Source organism: Paraburkholderia fungorum, from assembly GCF_046026025.1.
Lineage (GTDB): Bacteria > Pseudomonadota > Gammaproteobacteria > Burkholderiales > Burkholderiaceae > Paraburkholderia > Paraburkholderia fungorum_E.
The window spans coordinates 101,919-119,696 of the sequence record NZ_JAQQFL010000022.1; the positions used below are offsets into that span (position 1 = coordinate 101,919).

General features: G+C 63.5%; 18 protein-coding genes. 7 read left to right on the forward strand and 11 right to left on the reverse strand.

Annotated features, from left to right (window positions below; all coding sequences use genetic code 11):
- Positions 1 to 11: 11 nt before the first annotated feature.
- From PQR67_RS23190 to PQR67_RS23210, 5 genes are all read left to right on the forward strand, one after another.
- Positions 12 to 1,436, forward strand: coding sequence for a 3-oxoacyl-ACP reductase (locus tag PQR67_RS23190; RefSeq protein ID WP_408464440.1), 1,425 nt, complete (start codon positions 12 to 14; stop codon positions 1,434 to 1,436).
- A gap of 2 nt (positions 1,437 to 1,438) precedes the next feature.
- On the forward strand, positions 1,439 to 2,359 hold the full coding sequence (locus tag PQR67_RS23195) for a MaoC family dehydratase (protein WP_408464442.1): 921 nt from the start codon (positions 1,439 to 1,441) through the stop codon (positions 2,357 to 2,359).
- Between the two features lie 188 nt (positions 2,360 to 2,547).
- Positions 2,548 to 3,849: an acetyl-CoA C-acetyltransferase gene (locus PQR67_RS23200; RefSeq protein WP_408464444.1), complete on the forward strand. Its 1,302-nt coding sequence runs from the start codon at positions 2,548 to 2,550 to the stop codon at positions 3,847 to 3,849.
- Positions 3,850 to 4,014: 165 nt separating this feature from the next.
- Complete coding sequence (locus tag PQR67_RS23205) at positions 4,015 to 5,844, forward strand: AMP-binding protein (RefSeq protein WP_408464446.1); 1,830 nt, start codon at positions 4,015 to 4,017, stop codon at positions 5,842 to 5,844.
- Between the two features lie 94 nt (positions 5,845 to 5,938).
- Positions 5,939 to 6,916: a DUF1571 domain-containing protein gene (locus PQR67_RS23210; protein ID WP_408464522.1), complete on the forward strand. Its 978-nt coding sequence runs from the start codon at positions 5,939 to 5,941 to the stop codon at positions 6,914 to 6,916.
- Here the strand turns inward: PQR67_RS23210 and PQR67_RS23215 are convergent.
- The 6 genes from PQR67_RS23215 to PQR67_RS23240 form a co-directional block, all read right to left on the reverse strand.
- Positions 6,913 to 7,326, reverse strand: a complete 414-nt coding sequence (locus tag PQR67_RS23215) for a hypothetical protein (RefSeq protein WP_408464448.1) — start codon at positions 7,324 to 7,326, stop codon at positions 6,913 to 6,915. The genes PQR67_RS23210 and PQR67_RS23215 overlap by 4 nt on opposite strands.
- 4 nt (positions 7,327 to 7,330) lie before the next feature.
- The gene (locus tag PQR67_RS23220; protein ID WP_408464450.1) at positions 7,331 to 8,908 is read right to left on the reverse strand and encodes an FAD-binding oxidoreductase; all 1,578 of its coding nucleotides are present in this window, start codon (positions 8,906 to 8,908) and stop codon (positions 7,331 to 7,333) included.
- A gap of 39 nt (positions 8,909 to 8,947) precedes the next feature.
- Positions 8,948 to 9,439 (reverse strand): hypothetical protein, encoded by a 492-nt coding sequence (locus tag PQR67_RS23225; protein ID WP_408464452.1) that lies wholly within the window; start codon positions 9,437 to 9,439, stop codon positions 8,948 to 8,950.
- A 269-nt stretch (positions 9,440 to 9,708) separates the two neighbouring features.
- Complete coding sequence (locus PQR67_RS23230) at positions 9,709 to 10,560, reverse strand: anti-sigma factor (RefSeq protein ID WP_408464454.1); 852 nt, start codon at positions 10,558 to 10,560, stop codon at positions 9,709 to 9,711.
- Positions 10,560 to 11,102, reverse strand: a complete 543-nt coding sequence (locus tag PQR67_RS23235; protein ID WP_120344091.1) for an RNA polymerase sigma factor — start codon at positions 11,100 to 11,102, stop codon at positions 10,560 to 10,562. The genes PQR67_RS23230 and PQR67_RS23235 overlap by 1 nt, the downstream gene beginning before the upstream one ends.
- Positions 11,103 to 11,117: 15 nt before the next feature.
- Complete coding sequence (locus PQR67_RS23240) at positions 11,118 to 11,264, reverse strand: hypothetical protein (RefSeq protein WP_408464456.1); 147 nt, start codon at positions 11,262 to 11,264, stop codon at positions 11,118 to 11,120.
- Between the two features lie 351 nt (positions 11,265 to 11,615).
- Between PQR67_RS23240 and hfq the strand changes: the two genes are divergently transcribed.
- Positions 11,616 to 12,110 carry an RNA chaperone Hfq gene (hfq, locus tag PQR67_RS23245; protein WP_408464458.1) on the forward strand — a complete coding sequence of 165 codons (495 nt, stop codon included), beginning with the start codon at positions 11,616 to 11,618 and terminating at the stop codon, positions 12,108 to 12,110.
- A gap of 21 nt (positions 12,111 to 12,131) precedes the next feature.
- Here hfq and PQR67_RS23250 read toward each other — a convergent pair whose 3' ends face one another.
- Positions 12,132 to 12,359, reverse strand: coding sequence for a hypothetical protein (locus tag PQR67_RS23250; RefSeq protein WP_408464460.1), 228 nt, complete (start codon positions 12,357 to 12,359; stop codon positions 12,132 to 12,134).
- A gap of 337 nt (positions 12,360 to 12,696) precedes the next feature.
- Between PQR67_RS23250 and PQR67_RS23255 the strand changes: the two genes are divergently transcribed.
- Entirely contained in the window at positions 12,697 to 12,888 is a 192-nt protein-coding gene (locus PQR67_RS23255) for a hypothetical protein (RefSeq protein WP_408464462.1), read from the forward strand.
- 604 nt (positions 12,889 to 13,492) lie between these two features.
- Here PQR67_RS23255 and PQR67_RS23260 read toward each other — a convergent pair.
- From PQR67_RS23260 to PQR67_RS23275, 4 genes are read right to left on the reverse strand one after another with little or no spacing between them, the layout of a single operon-like run.
- Entirely contained in the window at positions 13,493 to 14,209 is a 717-nt protein-coding gene (locus tag PQR67_RS23260; protein ID WP_408464464.1) for a DUF2968 domain-containing protein, read from the reverse strand.
- A gap of 47 nt (positions 14,210 to 14,256) precedes the next feature.
- Entirely contained in the window at positions 14,257 to 15,648 is a 1,392-nt protein-coding gene (locus PQR67_RS23265; protein WP_408464466.1) for a sigma 54-interacting transcriptional regulator, read from the reverse strand.
- A 10-nt stretch (positions 15,649 to 15,658) separates the two neighbouring features.
- Positions 15,659 to 17,449: a TadG family pilus assembly protein gene (locus PQR67_RS23270; RefSeq protein ID WP_408464468.1), complete on the reverse strand. Its 1,791-nt coding sequence runs from the start codon at positions 17,447 to 17,449 to the stop codon at positions 15,659 to 15,661.
- Between the two features lies 1 nt (position 17,450).
- On the reverse strand, positions 17,451 to 17,771 hold the full coding sequence (locus PQR67_RS23275) for a DUF3613 domain-containing protein (RefSeq protein ID WP_408464470.1): 321 nt from the start codon (positions 17,769 to 17,771) through the stop codon (positions 17,451 to 17,453).
- Positions 17,772 to 17,778 lie beyond the last annotated feature (7 nt).

Consider the following 17,778-nt stretch of genomic DNA (forward strand, 5'->3'; position numbering starts at 1 on the left):
CAACGAAAACAATGAACGACTCTTATCTGAACTTCGTCAATTCGCCCTTCGGCGCGCGCCTTGCGCGCTCGCTGGGCTTACCGAAGCCTGAGGTACTGCGCCGCTATCGCGCGGACCAGCCCGAGTTCGACGGCCTGATCGCGATCGGAGCGGGCCGCGAACCGCATCTGCTCGACGCGCTCGCGAATCTCGTGGCGAGCGTGGGCATGACCAGCGTGGCGCATGAAAGCGCGGGGCTATGGGTGCCGCTCGCGAATCGCCATGGTCTGATGACGGGCCGTTTCGAGGCGGCGGAGCCCGGTTCGCACGGCAAGCTCGCCGCCCTGCTGTTCGATGCGAGCGGCATCGAAGACAGCAGTCAGCTTGAACCGCTGCACGGCTTCTTCCACGACACGTTGCGCTCGCTCGGCAAGTGCGGCCGCATCGTCGTGCTGGGGCGGCCGCCGCAAGCTTGCGCGAGCCCGCGTCAATCGACCGCGCAGCGCGCGCTCGAAGGCCTTACGCGTTCGCTCGGCAAGGAAGCGCGGCGCGGCATTACGGCGAATCTCGTCTACGTGGAACAAGGCGCCGAGAACGGCATCGAAGCGACGCTGCGATTCTTTCTGTCGCCGCGCTCCGCGTATGTGTCGGGCCAGGTGGTGCGCGTCGGCGTGCTCGCCGGCACCGGGGCTGATACCACTACGCTGCCCGCGTTCGACTGGAACCAGCCGCTCGCGGGGCGGCGCGCCGTCGTCACCGGCGCTGCGCGCGGCATCGGCGCGTCGATCGCGAGCGTGCTCGCGGCCCAGGGCGCGCACGTGATCGGCATCGACATCCCGTCGGCGCGCGAAGCGCTCGATTCGACCATGCGCCAGTTGAACGGCACCGCCCTCGCCTTTGACATCGCCGCGCCCGAGGCACCCGCGCAGATCGCGGCGGCGCTCGACGAACAGGGCGTGGATATCGTCGTGCACAACGCCGGCATTACCAAGGACAAAACCATCGCAAAGATGACCGACGCCGCGTGGCAAAGCGTAATCGACATCAACCTGTCCGCGCAGGAACGGATCGACGACACCCTGCTCGCGGCCGGCATCCTGCGCGACGGTGGCCGCATCATCGCGGTGTCGTCGATCAGCGGCATTGCCGGCAATCTCGGCCAGACCAATTACGCCACCTCGAAAGCGGGCGTGGTCGGCCGGGTGCAAAGCATGGCGCCGCATCTGCGCGCGCGCGGCATCACGATCAACGCGGTCGCGCCCGGCTTCATCGAAACGCAGATGACCGCGAAGATTCCGCTGACCATCCGCGAGGCCGGCCGCCGCATGAATTCGATGAGCCAGGGCGGCCAGCCGGTGGACGTGGCACAGACCATCGCGTGGTTCGCGCATCCGGGATCGGCGGGCGTGAGCGGCCAGATCGTGCGCGTGTGCGGACAAAGCCTGATTGGAGCGTGAGCATGGCTGAGCCGGGTGATCCGTTCCGGAGCGCTCACGCCGCGAGCGCGGGCCGTCCGAAGACCGTCGTCATCGAGCCGTTGCCCGCGCCGGCGAAGCTGTATGGGCGCGCGTTGTCCGGCATCGTCAAACGCGGGCGCGACACGCACCTGCCGGCGTTACGCCTCGTGCGCCCCGCGGTCGCCCTCGACCCCGGGTCGATCTGGCGTTACTCGCAGGTCTGCGGCTTCATCCCCGAGCACGGCGTGCCGCTCACGTATCCGCATCTGCTCGCCTTCCCGCTGCATCTGCTGATGCTGACCGACCCGGCGTTTCCCTGGCCGGCGCTTGGCCTCGTGCATCTGGCGAACCACGTGCGGCTGCGGCGGCCGCTCACTTACAAGGACATGTTGCGCGTCGAGGTGGAGTTCGGCGCGCTGCTGCGCCATGACAAGGGCCAGGTGTTCGTGCTGCACACGCGCATGTACCGCCGCGGCGAAGCGGTGTGGGACGGCGACAGCATCTATCTGAAACGCGGCGTGCCGGCGAGCGGCAGCCTGCTCGATTCGCTGGAACCCGGACCCGTCGCGCTGGAACGCATCTCGCGCTGGCAATTGCCGTCGCAACTGGGCCGCGACTATGCGCGCGTGTCCGGCGACTACAACCCGATTCATCTGAGCGCACTGTCCGCCAAAGTGTTCGGCTTTCCGCGCGCCATTGCCCATGGCATGTGGACGCTGGCGCGCGCCGCGGCCGCGCTGCAACCGCCAAAGCCGCTCGCCGAAGCCACGCTGTCCGCCGAGTTCAAATTGCCGATGCTGCTGCCGGGCGAAGCGTCGCTGTGGAGCGCCTCGCCTTCGTTGATCGAGCGCGACATCGAGGTACGTGACATTGCCGGAGAAAAACCGCATCTGCGTGGCCGTATGCAGTGGAAGCTGCTATGACCGATCCGCAGATGCACACAAGCACGCGCATGTTTTCCTCCCCGCATGGAATGGAAGCCGCCTGCGAATCGTTGTTGAATTTGCAGACACGTCGACGCAACAAAACCTTACCGGCCCGTCACACCGGCCGTGTCGTACGCATCATTCGCACCATCCGATAACCAGGGAACGACCCAAAGGAGCCGAGCATGTCCAACCCGCAGCCCGCCGTGCGCCGCGTCGCCATCGTCGGCGGCAACCGGATTCCGTTTGCCCGCTCGAACACCGCTTACGCGACCGCGTCGAATCAGGACATGCTGACCTTCACGCTGCAAGGCCTGATCGACCGCTACAACCTGCACGGCGAACGCCTCGGCGAAGTCGCCGCCGGCGCCGTCATCAAGCACTCGCGCGACTTCAACCTGACCCGCGAATCGGTGCTGTCCACCACGCTCGCACGGGAAACGCCGGCTTACGACGTGCAGCAAGCTTGCGGCACCGGGCTGGAAGCGGCGATTCTGGTCGCCAACAAGATCGCCCTCGGGCAGATCGAGGTGGGCATTGCGGGCGGTGTCGATACGACGTCCGATGCCCCGATCGGCGTCAACGAACGCATGCGCAAGATCCTGCTCGAAGCGAATCGCGGCAGGAGCACCGGTCAACGCGTCGGTGCGCTGGCCAAACTGCGGCCAGGCATGTTTTTCAAACCGCTGTTGCCGCGTAACGGCGAGCCGCGCACCGGCCTTTCAATGGGCGAGCACTGCGAACTGATGGCCAAGCGCTGGAATATCTCGCGCGAAGCGCAGGACGTGCTCGCTTACGACAGCCACCGCAAGCTCAGCGAGGCGTATGCGCGCGGCTTCCTCAACGATCTGATGACGCCGTACCGTGGCCTTGCGCGCGACAACAATCTGCGCTCCGACCTGACGCTCGAAAAACTCTCCGGCCTGAAGCCGGTATTCGATCGCGACGCCGGCACGCTGACTGCCGGCAATTCGACACCGTTGACCGACGGCGCCTCCGCCGTCCTGCTGGCAAGCGAGGAATGGGCGGCCAGACATGGGCTGCCGGTACTCGCGTATCTGAGCTGGTCCGAAACCGCCGCCGTCGACTTCTTCGATAAAAAAGAAGGCCTGCTGATGGCGCCCGCTTACGCCGTGCCGCGCATGCTGGCGCGCGCCGGGCTCAGCTTGCAGGACTTCGATCTGTACGAGATTCACGAAGCGTTCGCCGCGCAGGTGTTGTGCACGCTCACAGCGTGGCAGGATGACGAATATTGCCGCACGCAGCTTGGCATAGCCGGCCCGCTCGGCGCGATCGACCGGGCAAAATTGAATGTGAACGGCAGCTCGCTCGCCACCGGCCATCCCTTTGCGGCCACGGGAGGACGCATCGTTGCCGGACTCGCGAAAATGCTGGCGCAACTCGACAAACCGGCCGGCACCGCGCGCGGGCTGATCTCGATCTGTGCGGCAGGCGGCCAGGGCGTGGTGGCGATTCTGGAACGCTGAGATTCTGGAACGCTGAGCGTCGCACATGGCACTGCACGTGCGTCAATGAATGCCTTGTTTCGAAGCTTGCTGCAATGACCGCATTGATTGCTGCTCTGATTACTGCATGACTGGCTGCAAAACCAGCACACAAACAGATGAAGCCCCGGCTTCAGGAGACGACCGATGACCCAGCCCACGCAAGCCCAGTTTTCGTCCGCCACCGTGTCCGCTGCGCCCGCGAATGCGCCAGACCAACCCCCTGGTCAGCCCCCTGGTCAGACGCCTGGTCTGGCGGTGAATCACGCGCCCAACACGGACGGCATCTGGAACGAGTCGTATCCGGCCGACGTACCGCGTGAGATCGACGTCAACCAGTACGAATCGCTCGTGCAGTTCTTCGACGAATGCATTGCGCAGTTCCGCGAGCGCATTGCGTATGTGAGCGTCGGCGCGAACATGACGTACGGCGAACTCGGCCGCAAGGCGGCTGCGTTCGCCGCTTATCTGCAAGGCCTTGGTGTGAAGTCCGGCGAGCGCGTCGCGATCATGCTGCCAAACACGTTTCAGTATCCGGTCTCGCTGTTCGGCGTGCTCAAGGCAGGCGGCGTGGTGGTCAACGTCAATCCGCTCTACACGGTGCGCGAGCTTGCGCATCAGTTGAAGGACAGCGGCGCGCAAACCATCATCGTGTTCGAGAACTTCGCGAAGACCGTTGAAGACGCGCTGCCGGGCACCAAGGTGCAGAACGTGATCGTGACGGGTCTGGGCGATCTGCTCGCCGACGGCCTGAATCTGAAAGGACGCCTGCTCAACTTCATGCTGCGCCACGTGAAGAAGATGGTGCCGCCGTACAACCTGCCGAAAGCGGTGCCGCTGCTCGACGCGCTCTCGATCGGCTACACGCGGCCGCTGACGCCCGTGCACCCCACGCACAACGACATCGCCTTCCTGCAATACACCGGCGGCACCACCGGTGTGGCCAAAGGCGCGATGCTCACGCACAAGAACATCATCGCCAACCTGTTGCAGGCGAAGGCGTGGTCCGAGGGCCAGTTGAGCGGCGAGATCGAAACGGTGCTCACACCGCTGCCGCTTTATCACATCTATTCGCTGACCGTGAATGCGTTGATCTTCATGGGACTCGGCGGGCGCAATATTCTGATCGCCAATCCGCGCGACATGAAGCGCGTGATGATGATCATTCGTCACGAGAAATTCACCGGCATGACAGCGGTCAATACGCTCTACAACGCGTTCCTCGACAACGAGGAATTCTGCAAGCGCGACTTCTCGAACCTGAAGCTCGCGATGGCAGGCGGCATGGCCACCCAGAAGTCGGTCGCCGATCGCTTCAAGGCAGTGACCGGCAAGCCGATTATCGAAGGCTATGGGCTGACCGAGTGCTCGCCGATCGTCTCGATGAATCCGGTGGATCTGACCCATCTGCGCGACTTCGAAGGCTCGATCGGTTTGCCCGCGCCGTCCACGCAAGTGCGCTTCAAGAAAGACGATGGCACGTGGGCAAACATCGGCGAAGCGGGTGAATTGTGCGTGAAGGGGCCACAGGTGATGAAAGGCTACTGGAATCGCCCGGAAGAAACCGCCAAGGTGATCGACGACGACGGCTGGCTTGCCACCGGCGACATCGGCGTGATGGATTCGCGCGGCTTCATCCGACTGATCGACCGGAAGAAAGACATGATCCTGGTGTCGGGCTTCAACGTCTATCCGAACGAGGTCGAAGACGTGATCGCAACGCTTCCGGACGTGCGCGAAGTCGCCGCAATCGGCGTGCCCGACGCGGCGCAAGGCGAGCGGGTAAAGGTCTTTATCGTCAAGCGCAATCCGTCGCTCACCGCGGAACAGGTGATCGCCCATTGCCGCAAGAACCTGACGGGGTACAAGGTGCCGAAGCTCGTCGAGTTTCGCGACGAGCTGCCGCAAACCAATGTCGGCAAGATTCTGCGCCGCGCGCTGCGCGACGAGGAACTCGCGAAGCAAAAACCTGCCTGACAGGCAAGGCGCGCGATACCACACGCGGCGCCATCTTTCGGAGAGATTCATGAAGCACAGCATGTCCGCAGATTCGAACCGCCCACCGGCCTTCATGCGTCTTGCCCGTTTTGCGTCGGCGACCACAACATGGGGTGTGTCCCTGACTGCTTCATTACGCGCGCGTTCATCGCGCGGACTGCTGATCGGCGCGCTGGTTGCCGGAGTCACTACGTTCGCGACGCCGGCGTTCGCGCAGAACGACGACACGCCGCCCGCTCCCGACACCGCCAGGGCCGTGAAGGCCCCCACCACGCCGTCCTCGCAGGTCGGCAAGCTCACGCTCGATCAGCAGGTCAAGTGGCTGCGCGCCGCGCAACAAAGCGGCGCCATGGAGAAGCTCGACGATGCGCAACTGGTCGCCCTGTTCCAGTCGCTCGACCCGCTCGCGTTGCCGCGTTATATCAAGGAAGGACCGAACGGCTACCCCTCCTACGAGTTCGTCATGTCGCGCTCGGAACGCATTCACGGCCAGTGGCCCGACAAGCCCGATCACATGCTGGTGCGCATCGCCCACGATCCGCTGCGAATCTACGCGAAGTGGCTGCCCGACGGCGCGCACGCCGGTCAGGAAATCATCTACGACGAATCCAGGCGCACCGACGAAATGTATGGCCACCTCGGCGGCATCATGAACGTGATGCCGCTGTGGACCTCGCTCAACGGCGCGCTCGCCCGTGCGCAATCGAACCACCAGGTGCGCGATCTCGGCACCGAGTACATTGCCGGCCAGTATCTTTCCGAAGGCAGGAAGTACATCGAGGCCGGCTTGCCGCGCTCGACCCAGGTGGAAGTGAAAACGATCGACGGCGTGCGCGTGGTGGCCTTCACCTTCGAAACGCCGACCGGCCAGCCGCAGTTCTATGCGAAGAAAGAAACCCTCGGGTTCGATCTGCGGCATCCGTACTTCCGCACGGTCGAGTCCTATAACAACGACGGCAAGCTCTTCGAGAAGATTGTTTTCGAAAGCATCACGCCGAAAACCTTCGACGATTCGACCTTCGATCCCAACAACAAAGCCTATAAGTTCTAGCGCAAACGGACAGGGCGCGGTGTCAGCGCGAAGGCGACATGCGCAACGGGCCCCGCGCCCTGCTCGCTGCTGTGCTCGACCATGTGGCCTACGCGAGTGGCAAGTTCCCTGAGCACGAAGTAATCGGATGGCCGAGTGAGACCGATCAGCGACGCGCACGATTGCGCCGGCGTTTGCCTGAGACGCAGCGCCAGTGTGGTGTACCAGAGCACGCCGATGTCGTCGCCCGTTTCGAAGACGGGCAGCTTCATCTGTGCGACGTAGTTAGCGAATGCGGGGCCATTCGCGAGGGTGGGATCGATCACGGCGAGCGTATCGGGGCGAGCGGCTGCATGCGCAAGCCAGGGCCACGCCCCGCCGGCCGCGGTCGAAAGCCATGCGCCGGTCATCATGAAAGCGCGTCGGTCCATGGTCTCAGGTATAACCCCGCCGGTCGCGCCACGCCGCCGGCCAGATGCCCTGCTTGCCCGGCGCGAGAATGCCGTTCGGGTCGAGTGCGTCCTTGATCGTTTCCGAGAGCCGCAGCAACGCGCCGTCGTTGAAACTGTACTGCGCCGCGGCGAAATCCATATAGGCGAGATGCGCGCGATATTCGCCGTAGCCCGCGGCGCGCGCGTCGCTCATCAGCGAACGCAGTAATGCGCCCGCCTGCTCGACCTGGTTCGCGTCGTCGCGGTCGAAAATCGCCGCGAAGATGTGATGCAGATGACGTACCCCCGCAGTAAAGCCGCCGTAGTAGTCGAAGCCGTATTCCGCCGCGCGCGTCTTGACCATCGTGTACTGGCGCAGCGCGTCACGTCCGGTCGCCGGACACACCGGCGCGAAGTCCACATGGGCGCCCGCGCCGCCGCGCCAGTCGAGCATGCGAAACGCGCTCATCGCCGGAATGCCGGCCATGTTGCGATCGCCACCCGCGGTGGGTTGCGCATCGCCCGCATGACGAGCGGCCGAAAGTTTCGCCTGCGGCACACGGGCGAATGCGCGCTGGACGATCGCATAGTTCGCGTCGACCAGTTCGGGCGCGCCGTACAGCGCGAAATGCAGATTCCAGCGGCCCACATTCAGTTTTTCGAGCATCGCCGCCACCGCGGTCTCGGGCATCGCGCCTTTGCCTTCATACCATTGCTGACGCGCCGACAAACCCGCGGCCCGGCGCAAACCGCCTTCGATCACCGCGTGATTGCGGATCGTTTCGTTGAGCCGCAACGGCCGCAAGATATCGACAATTGCTTCGAGATCCGCTTCGTGCCGAAACTGGATTTCGCCGAGCAGATAGGCGGGCGGCGCGGGCATCAGCCAGACGCCGACCTTGGTGACAATGCCGTAGTTCGACTGCATGAACATCGCGTCGAAGGAAGGCCCGTAGCCCGGTTGATAAAGCTGCCACGCGGTGCCGATTTCGATTCCGCCCATTCCGGTGCGCAGCACGTCGCCGTTGGCGAGCACCACCTCCATGCCGCACTGCGCCGCCGCATGATCGCCGTACGCGGTATAACCGAAGCCGCGTTCGAGCGTGTTGCCGACCACGCTGCCCCAACCCGCCGCGGGCGGATCGACCCAGAGCTTGTAGCCGTGTTCGCGCAGATGCGCGTAGAGATCGAAGTAGCTGACACCCGGTTCGACCAGCGCGTAGGCGAGCGTCTCGTTCACCTCGATGATGCGGTTCATGCGCTGCAAATCGAGCACCACCGAACCCGCCAGTCGCGGCGCCGCGCCACCGTACGCGAAGTTGCGTCCGGTCGAGACCGTCCATAGCGGAATGCGAAATTGATTGGCAATCCGCAATACCGCGCGAATCTCGTCGACGGATGCGGGCAGCAGCGCGGCGGACGCCGAAAACGCTTCGCGCTCGCCGGGCGCGAACGGATCGAGATACGCGGCGAGCCCGGCGGCCGAGGTGATCACCTGCGGCTCACCGAGAATCGAGCGCCAGGCGGCCAGCGCACGATCGAACCCGGCGGCAGACACTTTCGGCGGCAGGTTGCGCGTCAAGATGTCTCCCTTGCGGGCACGCAGGTCGGCAACGGCAGGCTAGCGGTGCATGCCACCGCCACCCATGCCGCCGTGCGACATGCCGCTCCACACGTGCATCGGCGTGCCGCCATGCCAGTTTCCGTGTGCCCCCGTTCCAAATGATCCGTGTCCATAACGCACGTGGTCCATGTGATGAAAGTGATGGAAGCGGTCGACGAATATGATCGACACACCGGCAGCAAAAAACACCGGCGGCCCCCAGTACCATGGATCGTAGTAATACACCGGAGCCGGGCCGAAGGCCAGCGCGCCGGTATCGTCTTCGACGATCTGCCAGCTGCCGTCCGGCTGCAGGCACGCCCGGCCGCCGACCTGCTGGACGACACCGTCGATCTCTGTCTGGCCCACGACGAAGCGGCACGTCGAAGCATCGTTCAACGGCGCATTCGCGTCCGTTTGCGCCTCGACCGGCACCGCGCAAACGGCGCACACGCACAGACACGCTACGCCGGAACACAGCCTGGCGCCGGATTGATGAAAAGTACGCATGATTTCGCTACCTCGACGCGCCGGCGTTACGACTCGCAAGATGCGCGTCGACACCGTAAAGACCCCGTCGGTTCGCCTCGCACGAGACCGTGCCGTCCCGGCGCAGATGCGAGCGCGGGAGAACAGGGTCCGGCAACGAGTAAACGAAACGCCGCGCGGTGCTATTCCGACGCCGCACGCGAGTGCAAGGCGATTGTGTTACCGCGTGTTGCCGTGAGATCGTCTAGCGGGCCTTTTGCCGGGACGAAGCGCCTGCCGTGCTTCCGGCGCTACTGCCAGGTCTCCGGTTTGCCGCCCAGTGCGCTGCACACCTCGATGGCGATCGAGCGCAGCTTGTCTTCCGCAATCGGCCCGGACAAGGCGTAACCCATGCGGTCGTTGACCCAGTAGAAGGTCCGGCGGTTACCGTCGCGGAACAGGCGGAAGGCGGTTTCGTCGCGAGAAATGCCCGTGATATACAGCGTAAGCCGCTCGCCGCCGCGATTCTCGTACATGAACTGCGCGGCCGGTCCCGCTTCGCCGGGCAACAACCGCCCCCCCACCAGCGAGTAGCCGTACTCCTGCAACGACGGCACCGACAGCGGCCGGTTCAGCCGCTTGGACAGCCAGCTGACCAGATGCTCTTCCTCGTTCGCGGCGACTTCAACGGGATGACGCCGCTCGGGCGTGTAGACCGCGTAGGCAATGTCGGCGCGCTGGGCAAAGCTCGGCGGCTGGCCGCCCAGCCCGCTCCATGCCCCACCCGTCAGACGCGGTGCGAGCGGCCCCAAGGCGAGCGCGAGACCCGCGCCGGCCGCGAGCCAGCACGCCGCGAGGCCGACGCGTTGCCACCACGGTGTGGACCGCCGCACCACGATGAAGGCCGGCTCGCCGGCGCCGCTCTGCTCCGTAGTCCCCTCACGCCCGCCGCGCTCGCGATTGCCCGGCGACGCCCCGCACAACGCCCGCAGCGCCGCTTTCTGCGCGCGCCACGCGGCTACCCGCGCGGCGGCTTCCGGTTGCCGGGTCAGTTGCGCCTCGATCGAGGCGTGTTCGGCAGGCGGCAACTCGCCGTCGACGAACGCTGACAGCGCTCGCAGATCGGGCCCCTCAGGCAGGCTGGAATCGTGGTCGTTATTCATCACGGATTTCTCACTACTTTCAGCGGCGGGACTTTACGCGCCAACCCCACAGCGCCCCCTTCGAGCGGCCCCTCCGTCATCAGCACGCGCATGTGTTCCCGCGCGCGCGACAGCCGCGACATCACCGTGCCGATCGGCACCCCGAGCGCCTTCGACGCTTCCTGATAAGACAGTTCCTCCACGCAAACCAGCAGCAGCACTTCCCGCTGTTCGACCGGCAGGCAATACAGCGCGCGCTGAAGATCGCGCAACACCAGACCGTCGACCTCGCCATGCGGCGCTTCGAGATTGCGCCACGGCGCGCTTTCGTCGTCGACGGCAATCTCGCGACGGCCGCGCAACTGATCGATGTAGAGGTGCCGCAGGATCGTCAGGAGCCACGCCCGCAGGTTGCTGTTCGGACGAAACGCCGCCCAGCGAGCGAGCGCGCGCTCCGCCGTATCCTGCACGAGGTCGTCGGCCCAGGCGCGGTCGCCCGTCAGTGCACGCGCGTAGCGGCGCAGCTGCGGGAGCCACGAAATCACTTCGGCTTCGAAATTCACCCGGCGCGGCAACGCTCAGTAGCCGCCGCCGCTGCCTGTGTTACCGCTCGTGCCCGAGGCGCCGCTGTCGGTCGCCGCTGAGGTGCAGCCGCTCGTTGTGAGCGAGCCGAGCGCGAGCGCCAACAGCACGAAAGCAGCGGAAAAGATCCTGGATATTTTCATGGTGAGTCTCCTGATGAGCGCGAGGCCGGTGCCTGCGAGCCGGGGATCCGGTCGGCCGCGTGCGATATGCGGTGCAGCCATGCCTGGATTAACGCGCGCGGGCGGCGATTTATTCCACACACGGTAGCGGCAGGCCGTTCTTTTTCCGCCATCCCCACCGGACGCGCTCGAACGTGGCCGAAGACGACGTTATTCGTCCGCAGATTCGTAACTCAACGTTACAGCTAATAGTTATCAGATGCTTATGTGCGCGCAAGCCGTTATAGTGGACGCAGTTCGGCCGACGAGGCGTTCCGCCCCCACACAGGGTAGAATCGCGGCGAACAACCGTTTTACTAACCTGAATTGTCCATGGCTTCCGCAGAATCGCATCCGCAAAACGATTTCATGAACGCTGCGCGCAAAGAACGAAAGCGCGTTGAGATCTACCTTGTCAACGGCATTCGCCTGACGGGGTGCATCGAGTCGTTCGATCAGTATCTGGTGATGCTGCGCACGCCTGTTGGCCTGCAAGGCATCTACAAGCGCGCGATCTCGACGATCCAGCTCGACACCGGTACACGTCCGGCACCGCGCGCCGGGCGACCTTCGCACGGTGAGCACACCACGCGTGGCCCGCACGGCTCGCGTGAGCCGCGCGACCACCGTGAGCCACGCGAACCGCGTGAACCGCGCGAGTCGTACGGCGCGCCGGCCTCGGATCGCCCCGCGCCTGATCGTAGCGGCAGCACGTCCGACGGTCCGGTAGTGGTAACGCGCCGCCGGCGTCTGTTCGGCACGGGTGGCGGCGACAGTGGCAACCATGGCGGCGGCAATCATGGTGGCAACGGTGGCGGTAACGAATAAACCGCCGCCGCAGCGGCTTTGCTACTCCGACGAATAGCCGAGCCGCTGCAAAATCTTCTCCAGTCGCGTTACCTGCAAGTCCGTCAGTTCAAATCCGCATTTGACCGCCAGCACGCGGCGCCGCCAGTATCCGGCGTCCAGCATGCGCAGCGCCGGTTGCCGTGTTGCCCAATCCAGGTGTTCCAGTTCAGCTTCCACCACGTGTGACGCGTTGAAGCGCTGCGCGCGCGGAGGGTTTTTTCGGTCCATGTCGTTCGCTGCCTTGGTGTTCGCTGTTTCTGTTTGCTCCCCTCCCGAGCTGGATGTTGCCCGTTCACGGTATGCCGTGTGGTTTCTGCCGGTCGGTGCGGCCGGTGGATGCTTTTGTTGTCGGGCGACACTCGGAAAACGACTTGATGCGGGATGGTTTTAACTTTTGTTTTTTTCTGTTGGTTTTTTGTCTGGTTGCTGGTCTGGTTGCTTGAGGTTTGGGGTCCGAAGGAGAGGCTTGCAGTGCGAGTGTCCTGGGCGTTTGGCTGATGCTCGCCGCCGGTCGCTTTGCGCTATGCTGAACTTGTCAGCCTTTCTTCTTCTAATGGAGCACGTTATGACCAAGCAGAAGCAACAGGTGTCTCATCCCAAGGAAACCGCCCCGCCCGCTAAGTCCGTCGAAGACCGGCTCGATGAAGCTCTCGAGGAAAGCTTTCCTGCCAGTGATCCGATCGCCGTCGATACGGGCGAGCCGAGGCGGCACTCGCCAGTGGAAGGGGAACCCTCCGGGGGGAAGAAGCGGCATTGATGTCGGGGGTTTTTTGCCCGGCGGTGGGGGTGGGTTTTTTTGCGTGGGTGCGGTGGGGGTGGGGTTTTCTTGGGCTGGGTTCTTCTTTGGCCTTTCCTTGATTTTTTAGTGGTCTATTAGCGTTGCCCCTGTGCGGGGCGGCACTTACTTTCTTTGCCGCCGCAAAGAAAGCTAAGCAAAGAAAGCGGCTCAAACCGCCAGCCCATAAGCGGGTCCCCCGCACAGCCACGGTAGTGGTGCATCTGGAATCCGTGTTCTCGCACCTTCCGCGTCAGTGACAAAGCGTTCATTCGCTCCCACTCCGCACTGCGTGCGTCGCGGATGGGTATGCATGGGAAACCCCAAGGCGTGGGTGGATGGCGGCGACGGCTGAGCTGAGTCGGAAGTCAGGCGGGTACGCCGAATGGCCGCTCAGCGGCTGCGGTGTTTCGGAAATGAGGGAAATTGCGGTTTGGTGGCTCGGCGCTTCGGACACGCCGTTTTTTTGCTGCAGATTGGTGACCTACGTTACTGCACAGCTTGCACATCCTTGTACATCCAATGGGTCAGGCGGCGCGTTTGCGCCGCCTTCCCATTTCTGTCTCCCCGTCTCCCGGTTGCCCGCTCAGTGCGTCGGCAAGCCGGTTTCCAGTTGACGTTGCAGTTCGCGAACCTGGCGCTGCGCGGCGCGCAGCTGGTCTTGCGCGGCAGCCTTCTGCTGCGCAAGCGCCGTTGCCTCAGCACGGGTCTGAGACTGCTGGTTCGCAACAATCGTCTGCTGCTGATGCGCAACGTCAAGGTCAGCCTGCAAACGGTTTGCACGGTCCTGCGACAAGGCGATCATGCGCTCCGTGAACGCCTTCTGCGCTTCCAGCTGCGTGCGGCGAATCTCGACGTCCGACAACTGCAGCGTCTGACGCACAAAATCCTTGTAAATCATGTCGGCACGCGTAGCGTCCTGCGTCTTGATGACGCGCCAGAAATTCTTCTGCTGGAACAACGCCACGTAGTACGTCATCTCCTTGCCGTAAAACAGCAAGCTCGCTCCGTAACTGCCGTTGTACGTCGTGCGCAATTCGCTCAGATCCGAGCCGCGGATCATCTGCTGCAATTCCGCCACATTACCCGCGGCAGACTGCTTCGCTTCGTCCGGCGTCAACGCGTTCGTCTGCGCCTGCCCAGCCACTGTATTGGCCGGCAACGCCGTCGTCGTGCCCGGCTGGGAAACGACGCCAGCGCTCGATCCACTATCCGGCAGAGCCTGCGCATTCACGCCCTGCACGGCCCCCATCGCGATGAATGCGGCCAGGGCAATCTGCCGTAGTTTCGACTTTCGGTCCATGTAAATCCTGCTTGAACAGTTTTTGTTTTAGTACAACCGTCTCATTATTACTCACTTTCGCGGGTTTCGGGCTCTTCGTCAAAAATTTGGTACTTGCGCATCTTCTCCCATAAAACCTTGCGGCTGATACCCAGATAAAGCGCCGTGTCCTGACGGCGCCAACCGTTTGCGTCGAGCGCGGCCAGCACGCGATTGCGCTCGGCCATGTCCCATTTGCTGCGATCCACCAGCACCTCGGCGGCGCTCTCGGCCGGCACCGGCTGACTGGTGCGGGCAAGCGCGAGCAAGCGCTGCAGGCGCGCCGCGTCCCACGCGCCGATCTGACGCACCGTCACGCCGATCCGCTCGGCCAGATTGCGCAGTTCGCGCACGTTGCCGGGGAAGTAAGTATCGGCCACCGCGTCGGCGAGCCAGTATGGCAGGTCCGGCAACGCGGCAAGACGGTCGCTGCCGACAATCTGAGCAATGAACGCCTTGAAGATCGCAATCTTGTCGACGGCGCCCCGCTCTTCGAGCGACGGAATCTTCAACTCGATCACGGCAAGCCGATAGTAAAGATCGGCCCGGAAGGTGCCGTCCTTGACCAGTTGCGGCAGATGCTTGTTGGTCGCCGCGACCAGCCGGAAGTCGAGCTTCACCGGCGTGGCCGAACCGATTCGTGTGACCGCGCTGTCTTCGAGCACGCGCAGCAGCTTGACTTGCTGGTAGAGGGGCAAATCGCCGATTTCGTCGAGGAACAGCGTGCCGCCGTCGGACTGTTCGAAGTAGCCCTTGTGTGCGACCACCGCGCCCGTAAACGAGCCTTTCGAGTGGCCGAAAAACAGCGATTCGAACAGACCGTCCGGAATCGCGCCGCAGTTCACCGCGACGAACGGCCCCTGCCCGTAGCGGGTATGTTTTTCGTGCAGCAGTTGCGCGATGCGCTCTTTGCCGACGCCGGTTTCGCCGTGCACCAGCACGCTCGTATCGCAGTCGGCAAACGTGTCGACTTCGTGCAGCAGCGCCTGCATGCACTCCGAGTTGGCGATCATCGCATCCGACTCGTGCGTCTTGGCGCTGTGCGCACGCAACTGCAGCACCAGCTTCATGACCATGCCGCGCAATTCGGCGCAGGTGAAGTCGAGCGGCAGGATATGCGAATAGTCGGACGGGTAAGTCGCCGGGTCGTGGTCGCGCGGCGCGGCGCCGACCCACACCACGGGAATGCCGTGCGCGGCCTGCCAGTCGCGCATGAGCAGCGCGCCGCTGTCGATCACCGACACACTGATGATCGCGAGCGACGGCCGCAGCGCGGTCCGTTCAGGCGAGATCGCGATATCGTCCGCGCGGATCACTTCGACATCGAAGCTCGCCATGCAGCGCGCGACCCGGTCGACGATGTCGGCCTTGCCCTCCCAGACGTAGATATCGAGTTCCTCGATTTTGGGGTTGGTTCTCATAAGCGCGAAATCAATAAACCAGTTGTGCCTGACCGCAGGCAAGCCCGAGATCGTGGACCGTCGCTACGCCGATCTGGACACCGAGGAGTTGTAAAAGAGGAATAAGCAGTCCGTCCAGCGACTGCAGGATGGGCGTCAGCAATGTCACGAGGCCGCCGACGAGCGGTGCGGCTAAAGCGGTGACGTCAAGGCCCAACAGCCATACATGGATTGTTCCTGAAAGCCCGCTAGCGAGTTGCGTGAGCAGACCGCCTACCGCTGAGCCTATGCCGTTGGTGTTGGTGCTCTGGTAGTCATCGCTGTCCCCTTGCACGCCGTTAAATTTGAGAACCGTAGCTGAGGCCTGCACTGGGAGATTCATTCCGCCGCCCGTGGGGCTTTGAACCGAAACATTTACCAGCCCGAGCCCAAGCAGGGACACTTGGGTGATCGACGCCGGCTGGTTGCAACTGGTTGGCACGGTCGTGTTGGTCATATTGCTGGCGGCATCGCCCCCGATGCATATGTCCGCGACTCCCGGCGTCGCGGAAATCCAGCTGTAGCTAGTCGCACGTTGGGTCGAACACTGCGTAGTCTGCAAATAAGCGTTCCCCTGCCCAACTTCAATGTAGATCGGCAGATTCAACGCATTGATGGTCGCGATCAACGGAATGCTCACGCTGACGAGATTCACGTTCAGGTACAACCGCACCACGGCGGAATGCGCGCTGGTCCGGTAACTGCCGTCCGGGTAGGTGCCTGCCTCGCCAACTGCGATGACAGGTGGCTGGATGATCTGAGCCTGTGCCGTGATGCTCGCAACCGGCGCGAGATTGAGCGCCGCACCGAGATTGATGGCCGACGTTCCATTCGCAATCTCGGCAGCCGCCATCAGCACGTCAAGCGCGTTGACCGTGGCGGTGGCGGCCGCCTGCGGGTCGCCGAGACCAATGGCCAGCAAGCCGTTCTGCGAAGAAGTATTGCCTATGTTGATTGTCGTCGTGCCCGTCGACGCGCTTGCAATGGTGCCCAGCGCGCTTACTACGTTGGCGCTGGCTACGTTGCCCTGACTCAGCACCGTCGCCATCGCGGTCGCAAGTTGTGCAACCGTGACCTGCGCCTTGAGCAGATCATTCATCGAACTCACACCAAGCGCGATCGCCAGATCCAGCAGCTTGATCTGGGCGGTCGCCAAACCCTGGTACGACCCCACATCCAGATTAAGACTAGTGTTGAGCAAACCGTTCAGCAGGCCATTTACCAGGCCGCCCGACAGGGCGACTATCGAAGTGCTCAGCGAAAAGGACCGGATATTGGTTGCCTGCGCGGTCGCTGTCGCTGTCAGCGTGCGTGTCTGCCCCACCAGAAATAAAAACGATACGGGCTGGCTCGCCACGACCTGCAATGCGTTAAGCGGTACAGCGGTGGGCGACGCCGTGGCAGACACAAAATGAGATTGTGTTGAAGTCGCCGAAGGATCCCATCGGCCGCAAGTTGGCTGGATGGCGCCACTGCTCGACAAGCCATTCGCCGTCGCATTCAGTTGAGCCGAGTTCATCGCCGCTGCACAGGTACCCGCGCTGCCGATCGTCTGCGCGCCTGCCGCAGCGGCAAGATCCGCGATGCGCTGCAAATCGCGGCGCACATAGTAGAAGTGGCCGATATCGATTGCGGCCATTGTTATGACCGCGACGCTCACCCATACGGCCGCCAGAAATGACACCGCACCGCGCTGCGAGCGGGGCGACATGGCGGTTGTGCGGCGCTTACGCATATTGCGCAAGCGCTGGACGGAGGGGTGGGAAGCAATGCGTGAAAACATATTAATTTTGAGGCAATTGTCCGCTCATGCCGCCACCTTGCCCGCCTCCGCTGCCCTGGTTGATCGCCGACCCGTACATATCGGGGATTTTCGATTTGAACGACGCCATGTAACGCTGGTATGCAAGACCGGCCTCTTCGCCGAGCATCGGCTGTTCCGGAGCAGCTTGACTATTGCTGCGTTGCAGATCGAGCCACGCCGTTGTCGCATGATCGACTTCGCTGCGAGCGACCGGCGGCTCGGATGCGGTCTGAGCGTGCGCAATCTCCAGCGTGCCGGCTGCCAGCATCACGACCAACGCGCCACAAGCCACCCTCCGCATTCCCCTG